Consider the following 18,555-nt stretch of genomic DNA (forward strand, 5'->3'; position numbering starts at 1 on the left):
TATATTGAGTGGCCAATCAGTTGTAGGTCAATGTAACAAATAGGATTTATGCCCGTATAGGGTTATTTACGTATCCATAAAGATTCCTGTACGCTTTGCTATTTAAGGATTAAATCGGTTTTAAAGGCATGCAAAACTTAATTGATATAAATCAGATGATGATTTAATGCTGATGACAAACCAGCAAGAAGGACACGAATTTTGTTAAAACTCGCCAGCTTTTCTCAAACCATTTAAAATCCGGTTGAGAAAAGCCACAAGGGTTATGTTCACGTTTAGGAGTTTACCGTTTTATGTTTTCCCCGAATCCGGTAAATGAGCTGATGCAAGTCATCAATTAAGGTATATACCACTGGAATGACCAGCAAGGATAAGAAAGTACTGGTAATCAGGCCGCCAATCACGGCAATTGCCATGGGGGAACGGAAGCTGGGATCAGTACCAATGCCTAATGCAATGGGCAACATGCCAGCGCCCATGGCAATGGTGGTCATGATGATGGGCCGCGCGCGCTTGTGACAGGCATCCAGCAAGGCGTCAAAGCGTGGCATGCCTTGCTCCTTACGTGCCAGAATGGCGTAATCCACCAGCAGAATCGAGTTTTTACAGGCAATTCCCATCAGCATAATCAGGCCAATCAGGCTGGGCATGGAAAAGCTGCTGCCTGTAAGCAATAGCAACACAAATGCACCACCCAGCGATAGCGGTAAAGCCACCAGCAGGGTAATCGGTTGCAGAAAATCCTTGAACAACAGCACCAGCACCACATAAATACACATCACGCCGGTCAGCATGGCCAAACCAAAACTTGAAAACAGTTCAGCCATCACTTCAGCATCGCCTACATCAGTACGGGTAACCGAAGGCGGCAGGTTTTTCAAAATAGGCAGCTGGTCGATTTTGGTGGCAACATCGCCCAGTTGCTGGTCATTTAACTCAATATTAAAGTTAACATTGCGCAGACGGTTAAAACGGTCAATCTGCGATGGGCCGCTATCAATACTGATATCTGCAATACTGCCCAGCATTACAGGCCCACGGCTTCCATTGACCACCAGACGGCCCAGCAGGTTAATGTCCTGTCGGGCAGAAACCGGCAGCTTGATGACAATGGGAATCTGGCGCTGCGACAGGTTGAGCTTGGCCAGATTCTGGTCAAAATCACCCGCTGTAGCCACACGCAGGGTTTCGGCAATGGCAGCTGAGGTCACGCCAAGGTCTGCGGCTTTGGCAAAGTCAGGCCGGATCACCACTTCTGGCCGGATCAGGGCTGTGCTGGATGTAATGCTGCCAAGTCCTGGAATTGTACGCAACTGGCGTTCCAGTGTGCGGGCCGTGGTCATTAAGGTATCCGGGTCATCACCAGACAAAGCCAACTGGTATTTGCTGTTGGCACCGGCCAGACCCACCTGAATCCGCATGCCGGGCAGTACGCTTAAGCGTTCGCGCAGTTCTTTTTCTATTCCTTGCAGGCTAATGTCACGTTCGTTGCGCTCGCTGGTTTGAATAGTTAGCGTGGCCTTACGGGCTTCAGCACTGCTGGGTGAAAAGGGATCAGAACCTGCTGCACCCCCACCAATCGTGGTGTAAATGCTGCGGATTTGGGGGTGGTCCTTAATCAGGTGCCGGGCATATTCAGCTGCTGCCAGTGTTTCAGAAAACTCCGAGCCGGGCACCAGTTCCAGTTGTACCTGGGTTTGTCCGGTATCGGCTGCCGGAATAAAACCAGTGGGCAATAGCGGAATTAGCATGATGGAACCAACAAAGAACAGGATTGCCGCCGCCAGTGTGGTTTTACGATGATGAATACACCATGCCACCGTGCGCAGATAATTGCGCATCACAAAGCCGTCGTTGCTCTTGTCATCATACGGGAGGTTTTGTTGTGCCGGATGATCAACCAGCGCAGGCAGTGTATCCGTGTTGTCAGTCTCTTTTGCTACCCAGGGTTTTAGCAAATAAGCCGACATCATGGGTGTGAGCAGGCGCGCCACAATCAGCGAGGCAAAAATTGCCAGTGCTGCCGTCCAGCCAAACTGCACAAAAAACTTGCCGGCTATCCCGCTCATAAATGCAGTAGGCAGGAAGACAGCAATTAAGGTAAATGTGGTCGCAATCACCGCAAGACCAATTTCATCAGCGGCTTCCATGGCGGCTTCATAGGGAGTTTTGCCCATACGCAGGTGCCGGATGATATTTTCAATTTCGACAATGGCGTCATCCACCAAAATACCCACCACCAGCGACATGGCCAGCAAGGTTACGGTATTAAGGGTAAAGCCAAAATAATACATGCCAATAATAGCGGGTAAAATCGACAATGGCAGGGCAGTCGCCGCAATCAGGGTGGCACGCCAGTCACGCAGGAACAGCCATACCACCAGCACCGCCAGAATAGCGCCTTCATACAACAGCGACATGGAACCTTTGTAATCATCCACTACAGGTTTTACAAAGTTAAATGCCTGTGTGATTTTCAGGTCTGGGTGTTCCGCTTTAAGTTGCTCCAGCGCGGCTTTAACGCCTTCTTCCACGTCTACTTCACTGGCACCCTTGCTACGGGTAATTTCAAATCCTACTACTGGCTGGCCATTTAGCAAGGCCGCCGAGCGCCGTTCGGCAATGCCATCGCGCACGGTTGCCACATCTTCCAGCCGGATACGTCGGCCATCGCTCAGGGGAATTTCCATCTGGGCAATATCTTTGGCACTTTTGACTGTTGCCAGCGTGCGAATGGACTGCTCATTGCTGCCAATTTTGGTTTGTCCGCCCGAGGCTTCCTGCTGAACCTGCCGTAACTGGCGTGAGATATCAGCCGCCGAGGCATTTAAGGCCAGCAGGCGGGTCGGGTCCAGTTCAACATTGACCTGCCGGTTGACCCCGCCCACGCGTGCCACTGCGCCAACGCCGGGTACTTTCAGCATGCTACGGGTAATATCATAATCCACAAACCAGGACAGGGATTCTTCATCCAGCCGTGGCGACTGTACGGTATAGGTCAGGATAGGCGCACCCGACAGGTTCACCTTGCTGACAATCGGGTCGCGGACATCGGCAGGCAAATCACTACGCACCTGTGAGACCGCATTGCGTACATCATCCAGTGCTTCCTGTAAGGGCTTTTCCAGCCGGAATTCGGCAGTCACCGTAACCATGCCATCCTGAATAGTGGTGTACTGGTTTTTTAGGCCCTGAATGGTGGCAATGGAGTTTTCAATCTTGCGTGCCACTTCGGTTTCCAGTTGTGGCGGTGCCGCCCCGGGCAGTGCTGCGGCCACAGTAATCATGGGCAGCTCAATATCCGGGAACTGCTGTATTTTCATCCAGTGAAAACACAATAATCCAGTGAGGGCCAGCATGATAAACAGCAAAATGCTGGGTATCGGGTTACGGATAGACCATGCGGAAAAATTCATGAATCATCCCCTGCGGCAAACTGGCGGTTTAGTGGCGTCTGTGGAATGGCCGTTGCCACTTTGACCGTATCACCATCCGTCAAAAATGCTGTACCACTGGCGACTACCCGTACATTGTTAGGCACGCCCATCACTTCAACCCGGTCACCCACACGGCGACCAGTTTCAATTTTTTGCTGCTGCACGCGGTTTTTGCTGTCTAGTGTAAAGATATAGGCAAAGCCATCACGCAGTAACAAGCTGCTTTGTGGCAGGGTTAGTGCATTTTGTGCTCCCAGTTGAAAAGTGCCCTTAACAAACATGCCCATGCGCAGTGCACTGGTGCGTGGCAAGTCCACATAGACCAGACCATAGCGGGTATCGGTGTTAATGGCAGGGGCAATCATGCGCACGGTGCCCATAATGGGGGGCTGGTCTGGATCAGCCGAAACAACACTGACTTTCATACCGGGTTTTAAGCGGTACAGTTCCGAGGTGGTCACTTCGGCGCGCCATTCCAGCCGGTTATCACGAATCATTCGAAACAGTTCCTGTCCGGCTTGTGCCAGCGAACCTACTGTGGCTGTGCGGGCAGAAATGACGCCGTCATCGGGTGCAACAATGCGGGCCTGTGCCAGACGTAACTGGCTGGATTCAATTTGCGCACGTGCCAGATCAAGCCGGGCCTGTGCTGTTTGCTGGGTGGTTAAATATTGTGCAGCTTCCTGCGCTGAAATGGCACCGGTATCCTTTAATGCCTGAATGCGCCTTGCATCAGCAACCGCATCATTCAGTACAGCCTGCGCTTCAGCAACCGTTGCCCGTGATTGGGCCAGTTCAGCCTGAATGGTATCCGGGTTAATTTGTGCCAGTAACTGACCACGCCTGACCACATCACCGACATTGACATTGACCTGAGTAATGCGCAGGCCAGACAGTTCACTGCCAATGACCACTTCCTGCCAGGCTACAATGTTACCATTGGCTTCGAGCGTTTTTTCCCAGTTCCTGTTTTCAGGCTGGGTTGCCGTGACAGTCAGCGCTGTTTGTGTTTGGCCATTCTGGGTGGTATTGGTAGCCTGTGACGTGTCTTTATCTTTATTGGAAAAAATCACAAACAAAATAACAAGCAAGGCAACCGCCAGCACAAGTGCCAGAATAATCCAGCGCTTGGTCTTTTTTTCTGGTCTGTTATTTAGGGTGTTGCCAGAATTATCGGGTTGCGGGTTGACGGGATCAAAACCTGCATTTGGAGTAGATGACATTATAAGGCCTTTCAACCGGATAGGGACTGAGTGATTTTTATAAGACCTTGGCCTGTAATGCAACTCTTTATCAACTATCTCTTATAAACCGTGTATACTTTGGCGCTTGATACAAGGTAGCAAGAGCAAAAAATACCATGGCAGCAACGGACGATAATGACTGGCAAAATTCAGGGCTAGCCCCTTCGCTGGATCAGTTACGACAGGATATTGATCAGGTTGATCAGCAAATTCACCGTCTTTTAAACCAGCGTGCCCGGCTTGCCGAAGGTGTGGCAAAAGCCAAGTTTGCAACCGATTCAAATCCGGTCTTTTATCGTCCCGAACGAGAAGCGCAGGTGTTGCGCAATGTGATGGCCCGCAACGAAGGCCCACTGGAAAATGAAACCGTAGCCCGGATTTTTCGTGAAATCATGTCAGCCTGTCTGGCTCTTGAAGCGCCGCAAACCATTGCTTTTTTGGGGCCAGAAGGGACTTTTACCCATGCTGCTGCCCTCAAGCACTTTGGTCATCAGGCCGTTGTCCGTCCACTGGCTACCATTGATGAAGTTTTCCGTGAAGTTGAAGCCGGTAGCGCACATTATGGCGTAGTGCCGGTTGAAAATTCCTCCGAAGGGGTGGTCAATCACACACTGGACTGTTTTATTGGTTCACACCTGCATGTCATTGGTGAGGTAGAGCTGCGTATTCATCACCAGTTTCTGATATCGCCAACCACCAAGCAGGATAGCATTACCAAGATTTATGCGCATCAGCAAACGCTGGCGCAATGCCGCAAGTGGCTCGATGCCCATTATCCGGCTGCCGAGCGTGTAGCACTCACCAGTAACGGTGAAGCAGCCAAACGTATTCGCAGTGAGTGGCATTCGGCTGCCATTGCCGGGGAAACAGCCGCCGAACTGTACAACGTGACTGTGCTGCATAAAAATATTGAAGACAACCCCAGCAATACCACACGGTTTTTAATTATCGGGCGTGACGCCATTGCAGCCAGTGGGCAGGATAAAACATCCTTGCTGGTGGCAGCGCATGACCGGGCGGGTGCTTTAATTGAAATTCTGGCACCCTTTGCCAAGCACAACATTAGTCTGACCAGTATTGAAACCCGTCCTGCATTGCCTGAAAAATGGGCGTATGTGTTCTTTATTGATTTAAATGGTCATGTGTCTGATAGCAATGTGGCTGCTGCACTGGAAGAAATCCGGCCATTGGTTAAGGAAGTGCGCGTGCTGGGTTCCTATCCCAAGGCAGTGCTTTAGATGATCAATTTTTAATTTTATTATTTAATGTCAGTTTTTAACTGATGTATTTTGACCTTAAGGTTTTTAATTTACTGGTTCAACCTGTTTAGCAAGAGAACGTGCCATGTCTACCCAGTCCAGCTTTTTAATTCCACCTGCCAATGACGGGATTTGTCACATTGCGCCTTATCAGCCGGGCAAGCCCATTGATGAGTTAAAGCGCGAACTGGGTCTGGATGACGTGATTAAACTGGCCAGTAATGAAAATCCACTGGGTTGTTCGCCACAAGCCAAAGCTGCCATTCAGCAGGCGATTGATGAAGTAGGCCGTTATCCGGATGGCAATGGTTTTGCACTCAAGCAGCAAATTAGCCAGCAGTTTGGCGTTGAAATGAACCAGATTACACTGGGTAATGGTTCCAACGATATTCTGGAGTTGGTGGCACGTACTTTTGTTGCAGCGCAGGATGAAGTGATTTATAGCCAGCATGCTTTTGCGGTGTATGCACTGGCAACGCAAGCAGTTGGTGCCGTTGGCGTAGAAGTGCCTGCCAAAAACTTTGGGCATGATCTGGCAGCCATGGCAAATGCCGTAACGGAAAAAACCCGGGTAATTTTTATTGCCAATCCGAATAATCCAACCGGCACCTGGTTTGAAGAGGGCGAATTTAGCCAGTTTATGCAGCAAATTCCAGCAACGGTGCTGGTGGTACTGGATGAAGCCTATGTGGAATATTTCCCGGAAAACTTCAATAGCCTGAAATTCTTAAATCAGTATCCCAACCTGCTGATCAGCCGCACTCTGTCCAAGGCCTTTGGCTTGGCATCCTTACGCGTGGGTTTTGGCTTGGCGAGTAGCGAAGTGACCAATTTACTCAACCGGGTGCGCCAGCCGTTTAATGTGAGTTCATTTGCCTTGGCTGCGGCAGTTGCTGCATTAAAAGATACTGACTTTATCGAGCAAAGCCGTGAGCTGAACAAACAGGGGATGGCGCAACTGGAACAGGGTTTTGCCAAGCTGGGCTTAAACTGGATTGCTTCGCGCGCCAATTTTATTGCTGTGGATGTGCAGCGTGATGGCGGGCAAGTATTTAATGCGCTACTTAAAAAAGGCGTGATTGTGCGTCCAGTGGGTGGTGGCTATGCCATGCCGCGTCATATTCGGGTGTCGATTGGCCTGCCGGAAGAAAATGCCCGTTTTCTGGAGGCATTGGCTCAGGTTCTGGCCGAGATTCCAGCCACTGAGGCTGCCTGATGCAAAAGCCTGTTAATCAGGGCAGCAATGATGAGCCTGCCTTTTTATTTGAAAAAGTTGCATTTATCGGGTTAGGACTCATTGGTTCCAGCCTGTGTCGGGTTATTCGTGACAAAAAACTGGCAAGAGTTGTGGTGGCGACCACCCGTTCCAGCCAGACTTTAAAGGATGCTCAGGATTTAGGCCTGATTGATGCCGGGTTTACCAATCCGCAAGAGGCTGCTAGAGACGCTGATCTGATTATGCTGGCCCTGCCGGTGCGTGCCACTGAAAAAGTGCTACAGGCGATTCAGCCAGTGTTAAAACCAGATGCCATTATTAGCGATGTCGGCAGTACCAAATGTAATGTAGTAGATGCCGCCAAAGCAGTATTTGGTGAAAACTTGCCCAGCGGATTTGTGCCGGGCCACCCGATTGCAGGCAGTGAGCACACGGGGGTACATGCAGGTCGGGCAGACCTGTTTGCGCATCACAAGGTGATTTTAACGCCGTTACCCAGCAGCAATCCGCAAGCGGTCAAAAAGCTCATTACACTATGGCAGGCCACGCAAGCCGAAGTCATTTGTATGAGTGTGGCTGAGCATGATGAAATTCTGGCGCAAACCAGCCATTTACCGCATTTGCTGGCGTTTAACCTAATTGAGCAACTGGCTGCCAGCCGCAATAACCTGGATATTTTTCGCTATGCGGCAGGAGGATTGCGTGACTTTAGCCGGATTGCCGCCAGTGACCCGCAAATGTGGCATGACATTTTTCTAGCCAACAAAATATCGGTGCTCAAGGCTATTGATGCGTTTGAACAACAGCTCACCCAGCTAAAACAACTCATCGAGCAGGAAAATTCTGAGCAATTGATTGGTTTGCTGGGTCGTGCCCAGGCTGCACGCCAGCACTTTAGCCATATGCTGGCAAAAACTCCCTATATGCAAAAAAGCATGCAAAATCATCATCAAAATCTGGACAGGAACAGTAACGTGACCGAGCAATTTATTATTCAGGCGGGTGGAAAATTAACTGGTACTTTTACGGTTGCTGGTGATAAATCGGTATCGCATCGCTCTATTATGCTGGGCGCACTGGCCACTGGCACCACTCACGTGACTGGCTTTTTAGAAGGTGAAGACGCGCTGGCCACCTTGCAAGCCTTCCGCGATATGGGTGTGAATATTGAAGGCCCAAAAAATGGTGAAGTGACTATTCATGGGGTTGGTCTAGATGGCTTAAAAGAACCAGCGGGTGCACTGTATATGGGTAATTCTGGCACCAGCATGCGTCTGCTGTCCGGTATTTTATCAGCCCAGAAATTTGATAGTGTGATGACTGGTGATCCATCCCTCTCCAAGCGTCCCATGGAACGCATTGCCAAGCCCCTGCGTCTGATGGGCGCCAAGATCCAGACCACTGGTGAGCGTGGTACACCGCCTGTAAGTATTAGCGGTAATCAGCAGTTGCAAGGCATTCATTATGACTTGCCGATGGCATCAGCACAGGTGAAATCCGGTATTTTGCTGGCCGGCTTATGGGCAGAGGGAACAACTTCGGTCACTGAGCCGGAACCCACCCGTGACCATAGCGAGCGTATGTTGCGTGCCTTTGGCTATGAAGTGAAAACTGAAGGTAACACGATCAGCCTAACTGGTGGTGGTACGCTTACTGGCACGCATATTCAGGTGCCTGCCGATATTTCCTCAGCGGCTTTCTTTATGGTGGGCGCTGCGATTGCGCAGGGTTCTGACGTTACGCTGGAGCAGGTTGGCATTAATCCAACACGTACTGGCGTGATTGAGATCTTAAAGCAGATGGGTGCAGACATTAGTTTGTCCAATCAAAAAATGGCAGGCGGCGAGCCAGTGGCTGATATCCGTATTCGTGCCAATACTTTAAAGGGTATTCATATTCCGGAAGACCAAGTGCCGCTGGCAATTGATGAATTTCCAGCTATTTTCATTGCCGCAAGCTGTGCGGAAGGCCAAACCGTGCTGACAGGAGCAGCAGAGCTGCGGGTTAAGGAATCTGACCGGATTCAGGTGATGGCTGATGGCCTAAAAACACTGGGCATTGATTGTACGCCAACGCCGGACGGCATTATTATTGAAGGCAAGGGCAAAGCCAATGAATGGCAACCTGTATTTGGCGGCGGGGTAATTGAAAGTCACCATGATCACCGGATTGCCATGAGTTTTGCGATTGCTGGATTGCGTGCCGCTCAGCCAATTACAATTCATGGCACTGAAACTGTCGCTACCAGTTTTCCCAATTTTACCCAGTTGGCAAAGCAGTCAGGTTTGCAGCTTGAAGTCAATACAAATGGCTAATGCTTTTTAAACAGTAACAATGCTAAATTGCCGTCGCTCAAACTGATTCTGGGCGACGTTTTTTTAATTTTTCTGGACTGATTTCTGGTTCTGGCTTTTCTGCTTTAATCTTTTCTGGTTCATCCGCTGTTAGGTGTCGTAAATCCCATGCTCAAACAACTTGGCAAAGCAACGTTTAAACTCTATGGCTGGACATATCAAAATGATGTGTCAGTGCTGTCTGATAAGCAGGTCGTCATTGGTTTTGAGCATACCTCAAACCGCGATGCAATTTTATCGCTGGCTTTGTTTCAGATCGTGTGCCTAAAAGTGCATACGCTCATCAAGAAAGAGTTATTTAAAGGCCCGTTAAAGCCGGTGCTGGAAGCACTGGGTGGTATTCCTGTAGACCGTCAGGCCTCCAAGGATATTGTCAGCCAGATGGCACAGGAATTTGCCAGCCGCGACCAATTTACGCTGGTTATTGCGCCTGAAGCTACCCGGGCTAAAAATGGTGAAAGCCGCAAACCCATTCGGACTGGATTCTGGCATATTGCTAAAAAAGCCAATGTACCCATTGTGCTGATGTATGCCAATCCAGCCACCAAGCATGGTGGAATTTTTGCCCGCATCATACCGACGAATCTGGAGCAGGATTTAAAACAAATCCAGCAGTTGTACAAGGAAAAAGGCATCGATGTCCTAATTCCTGAAGCGCGAAGTAGCAACGATTGAGAATCGTTGCCGCGCCGCAAGACGAGAGCTACGCTTGAGTGGTGAAGATCAAACAGACTTAAAGCACTGCTTTAAGACTCTTCCCGAGAGAAGCTTTGCGGAATTGCGCAGTGTACACCTTCTTTGCAAGGTTTTATATTGCTGCGCTATCCGATGAGAGTTAAGTTTAGAATGTAGCTTAAATTTCATATGACCAAAACGCGCCAGTTCTTGTCGCGTTTTCTTGCGATTGAATACTTTAAAAAGGCAGCACAGGAAAAAAGCTGCTAAAATATCAAACTTGAAAAACTTTCTTCTTGACGTTGCAACGTCCATTTCATGCAGCAAATCTTTCCATGCAGCACATTTTTTTATGAAGCAATCCACCGCACTCAATATTTTAAAATCCGGCAAGAATGTCTTTTTAACCGGTTCTGCCGGGGCAGGTAAAACCTACACACTCAACCAGTACATTGAGTATCTCAAAGCGCGCAAAGTGCCGGTTGCTGTGACCGCGTCGACAGGAATTGCCGCTACCCACATGAATGGCATGACCATTCATACGTGGTCGGGCATTGGCATCAAGGATGTGCTGACGGATCATGATTTAAAAAATTTAAAAGACCGTAAATATCTGCGCGACCATATTGAAAAGGCACAGGTGCTGATTATTGATGAAATTTCAATGCTGCATGCGCGGCAACTGGATCTGGTCAATCAGGTTTTAAAATATATCAAGGATACCGATGAGCCATTTGGCGGCATGCAGGTCATTGTTGCCGGTGACTTTTTCCAGTTACCGCCTGTGGGCAAATCTGGCGAGAGTAACCGTGACAAGTTTGCCTTTATGTCGGCAACATGGCTGGAAGCTGGCTTTAGTATTTGCTATTTAAGCGAGCAGCATCGCCAGCAGGATAATCAACTTAATATTATTTTAAATGAGATCCGTCTGGGGCAGATCAGCCAGCACAGCATTAAAACCTTGCAAGGTACGCAGCAGCACGCATTAGATAGTGATATTACCCGGCTGTTTACCCATAACGTGGATGTCGACCAGATTAATGAACAGCATCTGGAAGGACTAAAAGGCAAGGCACATCATTTTCACGCACAAACTGAAGGCAATGAAAAACTGGTAATGACCCTGACCAGTTCAGTGCGCGCGCCACAAGACCTAATGCTTAAAAAAGGCGCCAAGGTCATGTTTGTTAAGAATAACTTTGAAGAAGGTTATATTAATGGCAGTCTGGGTGAGGTAATTGGTTTCAGCAAGGACGACGAATTTGGCGAACTACCTGAGGTCAAGCTACGTGATGGCACAAAAATGGTGGTGTCGCCTGCCGAGTGGTCGATTAATAACGAACAAGGCAAAGCGATTGCCAGTTTCAAGCAAATTCCATTGCGGCATGCATGGGCGATTACCGTGCATAAAAGCCAGGGCATGACCTTGGAAGCTGCCGAAATTGATCTGAGCCAGACTTTTGAAAAAGGGCAGGGCTACGTGGCCTTATCACGGCTAAAATCACTGGAAGGTTTGCGTTTACTGGGCTTTAATCAAAAGGCACTGGAACTTGACAGTCTGGCCATGAAAGCGGACCAGCGTTTTCAGCAGTTATCGACCGAGGCAGAAAGCGTGTGGCAGGATCGCGATACCACACTGGTGCATGAAGATTTTATTAAAAAATGCGGTGGTACTACCAATCCCAAGGATATTGCCCGTTATGAAAAACGCCTGAAGCAAAAGGCTGGAACAGGTATTTCGGCCAGTACACTAGAGCAAACCCGCGAGCTATATGATAAAGGCTTGGATATTGAAGAAATTGCCTTGGCGCGAGGCCTGACCATTGCCACAGTAATTAATCATTTGGCCAAGTTATATGAGCAGGCTAATTCCAAAACTGTCAATAAGGACAATACTGTTAAGGAAACCGCTGTTGGCAGTGAATTGAATTTCGAGCGTATCAAGCCACAAAAAGAAGTGTTGCAAGCCGTGAGCCGTGCCGTGAAACAGGTGAAAAAACAGAACTTGCCGGAAAGCTTTAATGAAGATGGCAGTATTCGGTTAAGGTCACTGGTGGATGCCTTAAATAATGAAATGGGCTACAACGACGTGCGGCTGGCATTGATGTTTATTTAAGAGACTCATTTAGGTGGCGCTATCATCATAGACAATTTTGTATTTAATGAGCTTATCGGCCTGGTCAAAGTAAATACTGGTCACATTAGCATATAAGTAATTACATGTTGCTAAATCCCAGCTTTTTTTACGCTGGTTTGAGCGCGTTATTTCTTCACCGCCATAAAAGCGCTTTGCCTCTTCAATGTCCATTACTTGCTGTTCAGAATCAATATGTAGAGAACGCATCAATTGTTTTTTTGGCATTCCAATGTAGACATCTGGCCCAATTCGATATGATTTACCAGTAATTTCGATTTGCTCAATTTGTTGAGGCTGCTGCTGTTGACTAATAAACATAGCACCTAAATAAAACATTTTTATACGTTGATAAGTAGTGTTTCCAGAATCATAAGTATAGATTTTGCTGCTTAAAGGTTTGCCTAAGGCTTTTATGATCTGGTTCTTGTTGCTCAGATAATGAATATTATTGACAACCAGATATTGATCGGGCAGGCAAATGGTGGGTTGGCTAGAATCATTGGCAAATGCATCAGCGCAACACAGTATCGTAATGCCTAGTACCATAAATGGTTTAATCATGTTCATCAGTGTTATAAAATTTTTAAGTGTTAAAAAATTGAGTTTTCGTATATGGGTCGAAATAGTATTCTAGCTCGGCAATTTTATAAACATACAAGCGCTATTTAATTGCTTTTTCTGTAAAAGACCCTATATAGCTGATCTAAGAATTAATTATCGTTTTATCTTGTTTTTGAATAATATCAGGAAGTTTTATGCCGTTTGCTTTTGATCAACAGCCTCTTGTCATGGCGCGTGACCGCTATAAATTGTCACGCCTAAAGCAGGGTAAGTTTAAGGACGAACAGGCATATCAGCAGCTTCTGGAAAAAACACAGCAAGCCGTGCAAGCGCGCGTTGAGCGCTTGCCAGATATTAAGCTCAATGAAGACCTGCCGGTTTCTCAAAATGCCGAACGGCTAATTCAGGCTATTCAGGATCATCAGGTCATCATTGTGGCAGGTGAAACTGGGTCTGGTAAAACCACACAATTACCTAAAATTGCCATGCTGGCTGGTCGCGGTTTAACGGGCATCATTGGACATACCCAGCCGCGCCGTCTGGCAGCCCGTAGTGTGTCACAGCGTATTGCTGAGGAATTAGGCGAACCCTTGGGCAAATCCGTGGGCTTTAAGGTGCGCTTTAATGAAACCGGTGATAGTAACGCCTTTATTCGCCTGATGACTGACGGTATCTTGCTGGCTGAACTTGGCAATGACCGTTTCTTAAATAAATATGACACCATTATTATTGATGAAGCGCATGAACGCTCGTTAAACATTGATTTCTTGCTGGGCTATATTCGCCAGATTTTACCCAAGCGCCCTGATTTAAAAGTCATTGTCACTTCCGCCACACTGGACGTAAACCGCTTTAGCCAGTATTTTGCTAATGCTTCTGGTCAAGGTGCACCTATATTTGAAGTGGAAGGGCGCAGCTATCCGGTAGAAGTGCGTTATCGACCAGTATCTGAGCTTGCAGTAGCGGGTAGTGAAGATGATGCTTTTGATGATGTGGAAGAAAATCTACCACGTGCCGTTGTAGCTGCTGTGGAAGAATGCTATCAGGATGCCATCAGTAAAGGCCATCCAGAGCATGCTGATATTCTGGTGTTTGCCAGTACCGAGCAGGAAATCCGCGATTTACAGGAAACCTTGTACAAATTTGGTCCTAAACATACTGAAATTTTGCCTTTGTATGCACGGTTAGCCTTAAGCGAACAACAAAAGATTTTTAATCCCTCTGGCAAGGGCCGGCGCATTATTATTGCTACCAACGTAGCAGAGACTGCACTAACTGTCCCTAATATCCGTTATGTGATTGATAGCGGGTTTGCCCGTATTTCACGCTATTCGTATCGCTCGCGCGTGCAACGTTTACCGATTGAAGCCATTAGTCAGGCCGCTGCCAACCAGCGCAAGGGACGCTGTGGCCGGATTGCGCCCGGTGTTTGTATTCGCCTGTACAGTGAAGAGGATTTTTTAGGCCGCCCAGAATTTACCGAACCGGAAATCAAGCGCACTAATCTGGCATCGGTCATTTTACAAATGGAAAGTCTGGGTCTGGGTGATCTGGACAACTTTAATTTTATTGAGCCACCTGATCACCGTTTGGTCAATGATGGTAAAAAGCTGCTGGTTGAACTGGGCGCGCTATCTGAAAAAGGTAATGAAAAAAAACAGGGCAGTAAGCTCACCAAAATTGGTCAAATGATGGCAAAAATGCCAATTGATCCACGGCTAGCCCGTATGATTCTGGGTGGTGCGCATTTTGGAGTATTGAATGAAGCCCTGATTGTGGTGAGTGCTCTGGCAGTGCAAGATCCGCGCGAGCGTCCAGCTGACAAACAAACACAGGCGGACCAGAAACATGCCTTGTTTAAAGAACCGGATTCTGACTTCTTATTTTATATCAAGCTGTGGAACACCATTGCAGCGCAAAAAGGCCAGCTTACTGAAGGCCAGCGCCGCCAGTTTGCCAAGCAGCATTTTTTAAGCTGGTTACGCCTGCGTGAGTGGCGGCAAACGCATCAACAACTGGTGGAACTAGCCGAGCAATTGAAGTTGTCATTTGACCGCCCAAATGGCAAGGATCAGCCCGCCAGCTATGAAAACCTGCATAAGGCATTGCTCACCGGCTTATTGTCCTTTATTGCGCAAAAAACCGATGAAAAAAATATTTATCAGGCTGTGCGTCAGCAAAAAGCGCGGATTTTTCCGGCCAGTACCTTACATAAACAGGGCGCACCGTGGCTGATGGCATTTGAAATGGTGGAAACCTCACAGGTGTATCTACGCACGCTGGCCAAAATTGAACCGGAATGGATTTTGCTGGCCGCGCGTGATTTGCTTAAATATCATTATTTTGAACCACATTGGTCGAAAAAATCCGGTACAGTGAATGCCTATGCACAGATTTCACTGTTTGGTTTGATTGTTCAGCCCAAGCAGCCGATACAGTATGAAAAAGTGAATCTGGTCGAAGCGCACGAGATCTTTATGCGTGATGGATTAGTCACGGGTCAATTGGGTATTACCCCACCATTTTTAAAACATAACCTGCAAAAAATTGAAGAAGTCGAACGCATTGAAGACAAATTGCGCCGTCGGGATTTGCTGGTGGATGAAGAAACTCTGTATCAGTTTTATGCAGGCCGTATTCCAGAGCATATTGCCAGTCGCCGTACCTTTGAGGACTGGCGCGCCGAGGTTGAAGCCAAGAATCCGCGTATCCTGTTTTTAACTGAAGAGGATGTGCTGCTCGACCATGCTTTAGGAGGGCGTGCCCCAACCACCCAGCAATTTCCGGATTACTGGCAAGTTGGCGCTTTACGTCTGGCCACCCGTTATGTGTTTGATCCCAGCCGTGAAGACGATGGCGCAACGGTTAGCATTCCTATTCAGGCTTTGCCTCAAGTTGATGGCAATGCCTTGTCATGGAGTGTGCCCGGCTGGCGGCAACCTTTGGTAGAAGCCTTGTTAAAGTCACTGCCGAAAGACAAGCGCCGTTTGTTTGTTCCAATTCCTGATACGGCCAAAAAACTGCTAACCCAGCTTGATCCGCAAAAAGGCAATAGCCTGATGGAGCAACTGGCCTTTTTGCTACGTGGTGAGCAAATTCAGGCTAAGGATTTTGACCTTAATAGTGTGCCAAATTATCTGCGCCCGATGATTCAGGTCATTGATGACAAAAAATGTGTCATTGCACAGGGGCGTGATCTGGAGGAATTGCAGGCACGTTGCCGCGTTGCCACTCATCAGCCGGTCAAGCAGCAGCAAGGCGAGTTACTGGAATTCCCGACCAGCTTTGAGTTTCAAACCCAAAAGAAAGTCACAGGCTTACTGGTGAGTCAGTATCATGCTTTAGTGCCTATACAGGCAGCGGCTAAGGACAACAAATCGGCAGATGATAAACAGGGTGTGATCATTCATACCTATAATGATGAAAACGAGGCCAAGCGGCATCACCGTCAAGGATTGCTGCGTCTGGCCAGTTTGCAATTGGGTGATTTAAGCCGTCAGCTCAAAAAACAGTTGCCCAAATCGCTCATTCTGGCATTTGCCCCTTTGGGCGATAAAACCCAGCTGGAAGACATGCTGATTTATGCCACGCTGGATGTGTCATTTGAAGGGCTGGCTTATGACCAGCAAACCTTTGAGCAAAAGCTGACAGCAAGCAAAGCACAGTTTTTAACGCATGGGCAAAAGGTGCTGTCTGACCTCACTGAAATTTTTACCTTATGGCAAACCATTCGCCGCCAGATGCTCACCATTGATGCTGATATTTTTGGCCGTAATCTGGATGATATTGAAGATCAGCTGGATGGCTTGCAACTGGCAAATTTTGTATATCAGGTGGATGTACAGGCCTGGCAGGAGTATCCGCGCTATTTAAAGGCCCTGAATATACGTCTGGAACGCTTGCCAAATAATCTTAAACGCGATACCGAAGCGGTTGCACAAATTGACCCCTTTATGGAGCGCCTGCTCAAGTATGACGTACACAAGGCCATGGAAAGTGGCCCATTTCAGGAGTTTCGCTGGTTGCTGGAAGAGTGGCGGGTGTCCTTGTTTGCCCAGCCTATGAAAACCAAAGTGCCTGTATCGGTAAAACGGCTGGAAAAAGCATGGCAGGACATCACAGGTTAAAATCTGCCTGATGGTAATCTGTAATATGTTTAAAGATTCTGTTCGCAGCTTAGCCTTTTCGCTACTGGACAAGCGCAGGGGATGGGTAGACACTATCGCTGCTTTCCGGCCTTTGATTTTGGACTAATAATTTCTAGGCTAATTTTTTAAAGCCAAATTTGAAATATTCATTTACTATTGGGTGCAATGCAAGCAGCACCACAATAAATGACAGGAGTGATTCATGAGCATTCGTATTACAGGAACCGGGCTGTACACCCCATCAGACTCAATCAGCAATGAAGAACTGGTGGAAAGCCTGAATGCTTATGTTGAACACTACAATCAGGAAAATGCCGCTGCCATTGAAGCGGGTACTGTTACAGCCAAGCGTGGTTCATCTGCGCCTTTTATTGAAAAAGTGTCCGGCATCAAGTCACGTTATGTCATCAATAAAGAAGGGGTACTCGACCCCAAGCGCATGGTTCCCGTCATTCCCGAACGCTCCAATGAAGAATGGTCGATTCAGGCAGAAATGGGCACGGCAGCAGCACGTGAGGCCATTGCCAATGCCGGTTTAACCCCGGATGATATTGATGCCGTCATTCTGGCATGTTCAAACATGCAGCGCGCCTATCCGGCTGTTGCCATTGAAATTCAGGCAGCGCTGGGAATGACCCGTGGTTATGCCTTTGACATGAATGTGGCTTGTAGTGCGGCCACCTTTGGCTTGCAACAGGCGGTTGATGCGATTAAGGCAGGTTCTGCCAAGCGCGTTCTGGTAGTAAATGCTGAAATCACTTCTGGCCATTTAAACTGGACTGATTATAGTAGCCACTTTATTTTTGGTGATGTAGCAACTGCAATTGTGGTTGAAGAAACTGATAGCAAGCCCGGTTTTGAAGTGTTAGGTACCCAGTTACTCACCCAGTTTTCCAATAATATCCGCAACAATTTTGGCTTTTTAAACCGGGGTGATGAATCCGGTGTTGGCAAAGCCGACAAGCTGTTTGTACAAAATGGGCAGAAAGTATATCGCGAAGTATCTCCACTGGTTGCCAAAACCATTACCGAACACTTGGGCAAACTGGGATTGAGTGTTGAGGACGTAAAGCGATACTGGCTGCATCAGGCCAATGAAAACATGAACCAGTTTATTTTAAAAATGATTTTGGGCAAGGATACCGAGCGTGAGCGTGCGCCAATTATTCTGGATGAATATGCCAACACCAGTTCAGCCGGTTCTATTATTGCCTTTCACAAGCATTCCAAAGACTTGCAGGATGGTGATTTAGGCGTTATTTGTTCTTTTGGTGCCGGTTATTCAATTGGCTCAATTATTGTTAAAAAAGTGAGTTAATAGAATCCCTATTTATTTTAAATCAGCGTCCTTTAGGGCGCTTTTTTATTGCCATTTTTATTCCAGTCTTATTAAAGTTACATGCTAGACCGCTATTAAAATCTAACTAAAAATTACTGAATCACAGCCTGAATAGGGCCAAATGCCAACCAAGCCTTCAAGAACCAGACAATAAATCTGCCACACTACGCGCATAACAATTTTTT

At 47.7% G+C, this 18,555-nt stretch carries 10 protein-coding genes; 7 read left to right on the forward strand and 3 right to left on the reverse strand.

What is annotated here, in order from left to right:
- Nucleotides 1–275: 275 nt before the first annotated feature.
- Nucleotides 276–3,416, reverse strand: coding sequence for an efflux RND transporter permease subunit (locus Q337_RS0103775; RefSeq protein WP_026470456.1), 3,141 nt, complete (start codon nt 3,414–3,416; stop codon nt 276–278).
- A complete protein-coding gene (locus tag Q337_RS16675; protein WP_084494699.1) occupies nt 3,413–4,660 on the reverse strand; it encodes an efflux RND transporter periplasmic adaptor subunit in 1,248 nt (415 codons plus the stop codon). Before Q337_RS16675 ends, Q337_RS0103775 begins: the two co-directional genes overlap by 4 nt.
- 137 nt (nt 4,661–4,797) lie before the next feature.
- On the opposite strand from Q337_RS16675, the gene pheA reads away from it, so the two are divergent.
- From pheA to Q337_RS0103805, 5 genes are all read left to right on the forward strand, one after another.
- Nucleotides 4,798–5,919, forward strand: a complete 1,122-nt coding sequence (pheA, locus tag Q337_RS0103785) for a prephenate dehydratase (protein ID WP_026470457.1) — start codon at nt 4,798–4,800, stop codon at nt 5,917–5,919.
- A gap of 106 nt (nt 5,920–6,025) precedes the next feature.
- Nucleotides 6,026–7,156 carry a histidinol-phosphate transaminase gene (gene hisC, locus Q337_RS0103790; RefSeq protein WP_034279189.1) on the forward strand — a complete coding sequence of 377 codons (1,131 nt, stop codon included), beginning with the start codon at nt 6,026–6,028 and terminating at the stop codon, nt 7,154–7,156.
- On the forward strand, nt 7,156–9,471 hold the full coding sequence (locus Q337_RS0103795; RefSeq protein ID WP_026470459.1) for a bifunctional prephenate dehydrogenase/3-phosphoshikimate 1-carboxyvinyltransferase: 2,316 nt from the start codon (nt 7,156–7,158) through the stop codon (nt 9,469–9,471). The genes hisC and Q337_RS0103795 overlap by 1 nt, the downstream gene beginning before the upstream one ends.
- A gap of 147 nt (nt 9,472–9,618) precedes the next feature.
- Entirely contained in the window at nt 9,619–10,185 is a 567-nt protein-coding gene (locus tag Q337_RS0103800) for a 1-acyl-sn-glycerol-3-phosphate acyltransferase (protein WP_026470460.1), read from the forward strand.
- Between the two features lie 352 nt (nt 10,186–10,537).
- Nucleotides 10,538–12,301 carry an AAA family ATPase gene (locus tag Q337_RS0103805; protein WP_026470461.1) on the forward strand — a complete coding sequence of 588 codons (1,764 nt, stop codon included), beginning with the start codon at nt 10,538–10,540 and terminating at the stop codon, nt 12,299–12,301.
- Between the two features lie 9 nt (nt 12,302–12,310).
- Here Q337_RS0103805 and Q337_RS0103810 read toward each other — a convergent pair whose 3' ends face one another.
- Complete coding sequence (locus Q337_RS0103810) at nt 12,311–12,883, reverse strand: hypothetical protein (protein ID WP_026470462.1); 573 nt, start codon at nt 12,881–12,883, stop codon at nt 12,311–12,313.
- A gap of 194 nt (nt 12,884–13,077) precedes the next feature.
- On the opposite strand from Q337_RS0103810, the gene hrpA reads away from it, so the two are divergent.
- The gene (gene hrpA / locus Q337_RS0103815) at nt 13,078–17,010 is read left to right on the forward strand and encodes an ATP-dependent RNA helicase HrpA (protein WP_026470463.1); all 3,933 of its coding nucleotides are present in this window, start codon (nt 13,078–13,080) and stop codon (nt 17,008–17,010) included.
- 223 nt (nt 17,011–17,233) lie between these two features.
- On the forward strand, nt 17,234–18,349 hold the full coding sequence (locus Q337_RS0103820; RefSeq protein WP_026470464.1) for a beta-ketoacyl-ACP synthase III: 1,116 nt from the start codon (nt 17,234–17,236) through the stop codon (nt 18,347–18,349).
- Nucleotides 18,350–18,555: the final 206 nt, after the last annotated feature.

This window comes from Alkanindiges illinoisensis DSM 15370 (assembly GCF_000619845.1).
Taxonomy (GTDB): domain Bacteria; phylum Pseudomonadota; class Gammaproteobacteria; order Pseudomonadales; family Moraxellaceae; genus Alkanindiges; species Alkanindiges illinoisensis.